Consider the following 6,392-nt stretch of genomic DNA (forward strand, 5'->3'; position numbering starts at 1 on the left):
ATCAACTGACGTCGCCGAGTTTTCTGACGGCGGAACCAATCATTTCATCGTAGCCCTGGGCAATTCTCTGCATGGATTCAAAATGGCGCATGGTCTGCATCACCTGCACCATCTCTTGCATGGAATTGATATTGGCGTTCTCCAGCTGCCCCTGGTGTATTTGAGCCACTTTACTTTGCGAGCCCCAGACACCTTCTCTTGCCGTCAGCATGCCATCGCCCACCTTTATCAAATCACTGGCATGTTCAAACTCCATCAATTTGAACTGACCGGCAGAAGTCGCTGGCATATTGCCAGCCTCGGCATTGACTTCTTCAATGAACAGGCCACTTGCATCCACCACAGGCTTGGAATTGCGGACAATAATCTCACCACTCTTGCCCATCACAGGGTAACCCTGCTGGTTGACAATCCGGCCCTGTGCATCAACGCGGAAGTTACCTTGCCTTGTATAGGCAGGCCCTTGCGGAGTGGACACTTCAAAATAGCCATTGCCGCTAATCGCAAAATCAAGGTTCTGGCCAGTTACCTTGAAAGTACCCTGGCGCTGGTCAGTCACCACTTCCAGTGCACTAGTTTGTTGCTTCACATTCATGCCGGTCTGCACCAGGTCGCCAAAGGTATGTTCCACGATGACTTCCCGCTTGTACGCAGGCGTCAGCGCATTGGCCATATTCATGCTGATACGCTCCATGCGTGCAGCATCGTTTTGCATGCTTTGCAGAGCAACGCCCATAATTCCATTCATTGCTTCAATCTCTCTAAAACAGGTCAGCTATCAAGCTACACAAAAACAATATCTATTACAGTTGCACAACGCCAAAGGACTTCAACTCTATGTTCTGAGGAATCTCTGACATCGACAACACACGTAAATGCGGTACAACACGCTCACTCAGCGCACGTATATGACGTCGCAACTCTGGTGAGCACAACAAGACTGGCAGCATATTACTTTTCATCATGCGATCGGCCTGCTGCACCAGCTTGCTCATGAACTGTTCTGCCAGTTTAGGCTCCAGCACAAAGGAGCGGTTGACTGGCCCGCCATCTTGCCGGGCAGACTGCAAGTTCTGCAGAAACTGGCTTTCAATCACCGGGTCCAGCGTCATCACTTGCAAGGCATTTGCTTCACCCATCAAGCCCTGGCAAATTGCATTACCCAGACGCTGGCGTACCATCTCAGTCAAAAAGTTGGTGTCCTTGCTGCTTCTGCCTGCATCTGCAAGTGTTTCCAGGATTGCCTCTATGTGACGGATGGAGACTTTTTCCTTCAACAGATTTTGTAAGACGCGCTGTACATCGCTGACAGAAATGATGGTCGGTATCAATTCATCCACCAGGCTGGATTGATTTTCACGTACACGTGTTAGCAAACGGTCAGTCTCACCCCTGGTCAGTAAATTGGCCGATTCACGACGCAGTACTTCCGTCAGGTGTGTCAGAAATACTGTTTCGCCATCCACCAAGGTGTACTTGTTGGCGCTGGCATTGTCACGCTGGTTAGCGTCAATCCATAAAGCTGGCAATCCATAGGTTGGGTCCTTTGTGACTTCGCCCTGTATCGATTTGACGTCACCAGTTGGATGTATCGCCAGATACTGATTCAACCTGGCCTCACCTTTCGCCACAATCACACCATCGATACAAATTTCATAGCGGTCCGCCAACAACTTCTTGGCATCTTTGAAGCGCACCTTGGGCAATACCAGGCCCAGATCCATCGCATGCTGTTTGCGAAAAACGGCAATACGGTCCATGAACAAACTGCCTGATTGATTAATCAGTGGTATCCAGTTACTGCCTACATGCACCTCTATCGGCTCGACCGGCAACATGCTATAAGGATCATCCTTGGCACTGGCATTGTCACCTTCCAAGATGTCATCCTCATTACCCTCTTTGTTGCCATCTGTCTCTTGCGTTTTCTTGCTTCTGTATGAAAAGTAAGTCACGCACAAAACAAAACTCAACAAGCCCAGGGTCGGCAAAGCCGGTATGCCAGGCAACACCAGCAAACCACTCAGTGCCACGCACACCAGCAACAGCGTCTTGGGGAAAGACAATATTTGCTGAAACACTTCCTGACTCAAATTGCCGTCAGATGCAGAGCGGGTAACGATAATACCTGTACCCAGCGCAATCACCAGTGCTGGCACCTGGGTCACGATACCGTCACCGATAGTCAGCAAGGTATAGGTCTGCAAGGCCTGCGCCCACGGGATACCGTGCTGCATGACACCGATCAAAAAACCACCAATAATATTAATCAGCAAAATGATGATACCGGCGATCGCATCACCCTTGACGAACTTGCTGGCACCATCCATGGCACCATAGAAACCTGCTTCTTTTTCCAGGTTCTTACGTTTCTTTTGTGCTTCTTCCTGGGTGATGAATCCCATATTGAGATCAGCATCAATACTCATTTGCTGACCTGGCATACTGTCCAGCGTAAAACGTGCGGCAACTTCGGACACACGTTGCGCACCGCTGGTAATAACAACATACTGAACGACGATCAAGATCAAGAATACGATCAGGCCAATCACATAATTGCCGCCCACTACATAAGAACCAATCGCGGCAATCACTTTGCCTGCATCACCATCCGACAAAATCAAACGGGTTGCCGCCACATTCAATGAAAGGCGGAACAACGTGGCAATCAGTAACAAGGACGGAAAAGTAGAAAACTCCACTGGACGCGCCATGTAAAACGTCAACAGCAAAATCAAAAATGCAAAACTGAAGTTGGCCAGGATCAAAAAATCCAGGACAGGACTAGGGATGGGCGCAAACAGCACGACCAAAACGCCCAGCACCAGCATGACCAATGCCAGATCGCTGTGCTTACCTAAAAGTTGCGTCAATTGTTTCAAACTGCTTCCCCTGCCGCACGTGCTTCTCTATTTTTTCTCATTGCAAATACCCAAATCATGATCTTGGCCACATCCGCATACAAATGCGTAGGCACATGCTGATCAAAATCCACCTCACGGAATAACTGGCGTGCCAGTGCCTTGTTTTGCACCACCGGGATATGATGACGCACCGCCATTTTTCTCATGGACTGCGCCAAAGAGCCTGCACCTTTTGCCAACAACTGAGGCGATTCCATCTTGCCATGCTCATAGCGCAAGGCAATTGCCAGATGGGTAGGATTAGTGATCAGTACATCCGCATTTTTTGTCTTTGCCGCTGCCAGGCTACGCTTCAACATCTCGCGACGCAGCTCACGCAGGCGCGACCGAATGCGAGGATCACCGTCACGGTTCTTTGCTTCATCCTTCACATCGCGTTTGCTCATCCTCATTTTTTTGGCAAACTCACGATGCACAAACATCACATCCAGAAATGCCAGCAAAGCCAGCACCAAAGTCATCTTAAAACCCAGCGACACCAAATCAAGCTGCATATTCTTGATCATTTCCAGTGGCGGCAACATGGCAGTATGAAACAGATGCGGCGCAATCTGCTTCAAAGCCAAATAGGCAACAAGACTGAGCAAAATCAACTTGAAGCAAGTCCTGAACAAATCAAACAGCGAACGCATCGAAAAAAACTTTTTGATCCCGTTCACCGGATTCAAACGATTAAAATCTGGCTTGACCGGCTCGGTGGATAAAATCACACCTGTCTGCGCCAGATTGCTGATGATTGCCGCCAACATGATGGCTAAAAAAAATGGCAGCAACAAATACAATCCGTCCAGCAACACCGTGCGCAGCAGGCGCCAGTAATTCATCGTACTGGCATCGCCCTGCCCCAATTGCGCCAACAGGTTCAAATTCAATTTAAACAAATCGCGTATGCCATCCAGGCCGCGCCAATGGAAAAAAATCACGACAACAAAGAACACAGCGACAGACACTACTTCTGGGCTTTTTGCTACCTGCCCTTTTTCTTTCGCTTTTTGCAGTTTATACGGGGTCGCTTTTTCGGAACGGTCAAAATCCTGCTCAGACATCAGGCAAACCTCCCTGACAACAGCACAGACTGGCGCGCCTCAGCCACCGCAAAAACCGCTCCCCAACTTTGAAATATCGTGCCCTGTATGCGCGTGATCGTGCTACCCATTAGCACAAAACCAAAAGACAAGGCAGCCAGGCCAACCACGATCTTGATTGGCACGCCCATCACAAACATATTCATTTGCGGCAAATTACGCGCCACTACACCCAGCGCCAACTCGACCAACAACACGCAAAAGACGATAGGCGCGGCCAGTGCAAAACCCAGGCTGAATAAACCGCCCACTTGCTTCAGCACCGGCACCGACACTGCTTCTATCGACCAGGCCTTGCCCAGCGGGAAGCGCTCTATGCTATACGCCACTGCCCTCAGCAAAGTGTGATGCCCGTTAATCAAAAAAAAGTACACTACCGCCATCTGATTAAATGCCATCGTCAAGATCGGCAATTGCGACCTGGTCAACGGGTCAAACACTTGCGCCATGCCAAAGCCGATTTGTATGTCCAGCACCCGCCCAGCAATAGAGATCGCAGCAAAACTGATAAAGATACCCACCGCCAGCGTCGCACCCAAGGCCAGCTCACGCGCTGCGGCCAGAACAATAAAGCCAGCGCCCTTTTCGACAGGCATCGCATCCAGCACTTCCGCAGGGGCCATACCCAAGGCGAGCGCCAGGCTCAGACTGAAAATTAAGATCGTGCGGTAAGTTGCAGGCAGTGTCGACGCATACAAAATAGGCGTCAGCATCAGCAAAGCAGCGATGCGCACAGAAAGCAAAAATGCTTTCAGCATCACAGGGCCGCCTACAAAGTCAGCAAGAAAATTTCCCAAATCTGCCATGATTCAAAACATCTGAGGGATGTTCGTCCACAGCTTGGTCGCAAACTGCGTTAGTTTGCGCAGCATCCATGGCCCAGCCACGACCAAAGTGATCGTCGCTGTTAAAAGTTTTGGAATAAAAGTAAGTGACATCTCTTGTATTTGTGTCACCACTTGGAATATACTTATGAGCAAACCTACAAGCATAGTCAAGCCAAGCACAGGCAAGCACACTAACAAGCCAGTCCAAAAAAGCTCAGCCATGAGCGATAAAGCGAAGTCTGAATGCATATCAAATGACTTAACACCAGCGGCACTTGAAGAAAACCGCCTCCTTCTTTGCATTAAAACCCGCCGATAAACCACGTCTCAGTAAATAATGTGCATCATTGTACATGAGGATTTTACATTTCCTGACACATCCATTTTCATTTCATTAAGAATTTTTGAAATTTTTTCTCAAAAGCAAGAAATAATTACTTAAAAATCCACATTTAATGAATATTTTTAAGAAATGTTACGTTTTAGCAACGTAAATTTAATCGAAAGAAATCCACGCAAAAAACCTCTGCGCTTACTTGCTTTTCTCAAATTTTAGCCTCAAATGCCCGTACTGCCCTGCTTACTGTTACATAATGAACGGAGAAGAAATTTGCAATTTCTGACATGGTGTACGCACCAGAGCGATAAGCTTGAGCCATTGCCTCATCGCGGCTGGGATACTTTTCCTGGTAGCTGCTGAGTGGCAAAGAAATAGAGCGACGATGCGCGATAGAGACGTCCCTGAGATCTTCAGGACGTATTTGATGCTGGTACTTTTCGACAAATTGATCATCACCCAACAACAGTTGGTGCCGCGTAGCCAAAAGGGGTGAAGCAAGACCTATCCCGTCCAGTACAAACTTGGCATAGGCCACCCTGGCCTGCTTACGTTTACTGCCAAACTGTCCCAATAACCAGTCAGTATCCAGCCACGGCGGCGCGTGCTGGTCACGCACGCAGTAGTCATAACTACTCCAGTGCCATTGCTCTGGCAATGCCACCATCCTGGCACGTACCGGATTGAGCACAATGTAGCGCGCCAGTTCCATTAAATGCGCTTCTTTTTGTACCAGGATAGCCTTGTACCTGCCCTGGAACAAATGCCCCACCTGCTTGTGCCGACGATTGAAACGCTGGGTATATAAACCATTGAGTTGACGCATCCCCCGCGACAAATTGCCATCGATGGTTTCCACCAGCAGATGGTAGTGATTACTCATCTCACAGTAAGCATGCACCACCCAGTTAAAGCGATCACATACCTCAGCCAGCACCGTCAACCACTCCTGCCTGTCTTCGTCATCCAAAAAGATATCCTCACGCCGGTCTCCGCGAGAAGTGACGTGATACAAAGCACCCGCAAATTCTAATCTTAGTGGCCTGACCATGCTTTAAGCATAGCATGTTTTTCTAAGAAATGTATGAATGTAAGACCTGATAATCATCTAGCCGCCTCCCTCCTCTGGCGTTAGCCAAAGGAGTAAAGTTAAGGTGCGAACGAAACTTTAACGGGGAGGACGGTATGTTATTTTGCGGCATAGACCTACATTCGAACA

6 protein-coding genes are annotated in these 6,392 nt (G+C 48.7%); all 6 read right to left on the minus strand.

The genetic code is table 11. The features are described 5' to 3' along the window. Position 1: 1 nt before the first annotated feature. Positions 2 to 748: a flagellar hook-basal body protein gene (locus H8L47_RS26530; protein ID WP_186956844.1), complete on the minus strand. Its 747-nt coding sequence runs from the start codon at positions 746 to 748 to the stop codon at positions 2 to 4. Positions 749 to 803: 55 nt separating this feature from the next. Further along, positions 804 to 2,831: a flagellar biosynthesis protein FlhA gene (flhA, locus tag H8L47_RS26535; RefSeq protein WP_408057751.1), complete on the minus strand. Its 2,028-nt coding sequence runs from the start codon at positions 2,829 to 2,831 to the stop codon at positions 804 to 806. A gap of 47 nt (positions 2,832 to 2,878) precedes the next feature. After that, complete coding sequence (locus H8L47_RS26540; protein WP_186956846.1) at positions 2,879 to 3,970, minus strand: EscU/YscU/HrcU family type III secretion system export apparatus switch protein; 1,092 nt, start codon at positions 3,968 to 3,970, stop codon at positions 2,879 to 2,881. Next, entirely contained in the window at positions 3,970 to 4,767 is a 798-nt protein-coding gene (locus tag H8L47_RS26545) for a flagellar biosynthetic protein FliR (RefSeq protein WP_186956847.1), read from the minus strand. Before H8L47_RS26545 ends, H8L47_RS26540 begins: the two co-directional genes overlap by 1 nt. 51 nt (positions 4,768 to 4,818) lie before the next feature. Beyond that, positions 4,819 to 5,139, minus strand: a complete 321-nt coding sequence (gene fliQ, locus H8L47_RS26550) for a flagellar biosynthesis protein FliQ (protein ID WP_329605498.1) — start codon at positions 5,137 to 5,139, stop codon at positions 4,819 to 4,821. Positions 5,140 to 5,381: 242 nt separating this feature from the next. After that, complete coding sequence (locus H8L47_RS26555) at positions 5,382 to 6,224, minus strand: transposase (RefSeq protein ID WP_186956849.1); 843 nt, start codon at positions 6,222 to 6,224, stop codon at positions 5,382 to 5,384. Positions 6,225 to 6,392 lie beyond the last annotated feature (168 nt).

It is taken from the genome of Undibacterium umbellatum (genome assembly GCF_014284125.1).
GTDB classification, from domain to species: Bacteria; Pseudomonadota; Gammaproteobacteria; order Burkholderiales; family Burkholderiaceae_D; genus Undibacterium; species Undibacterium umbellatum.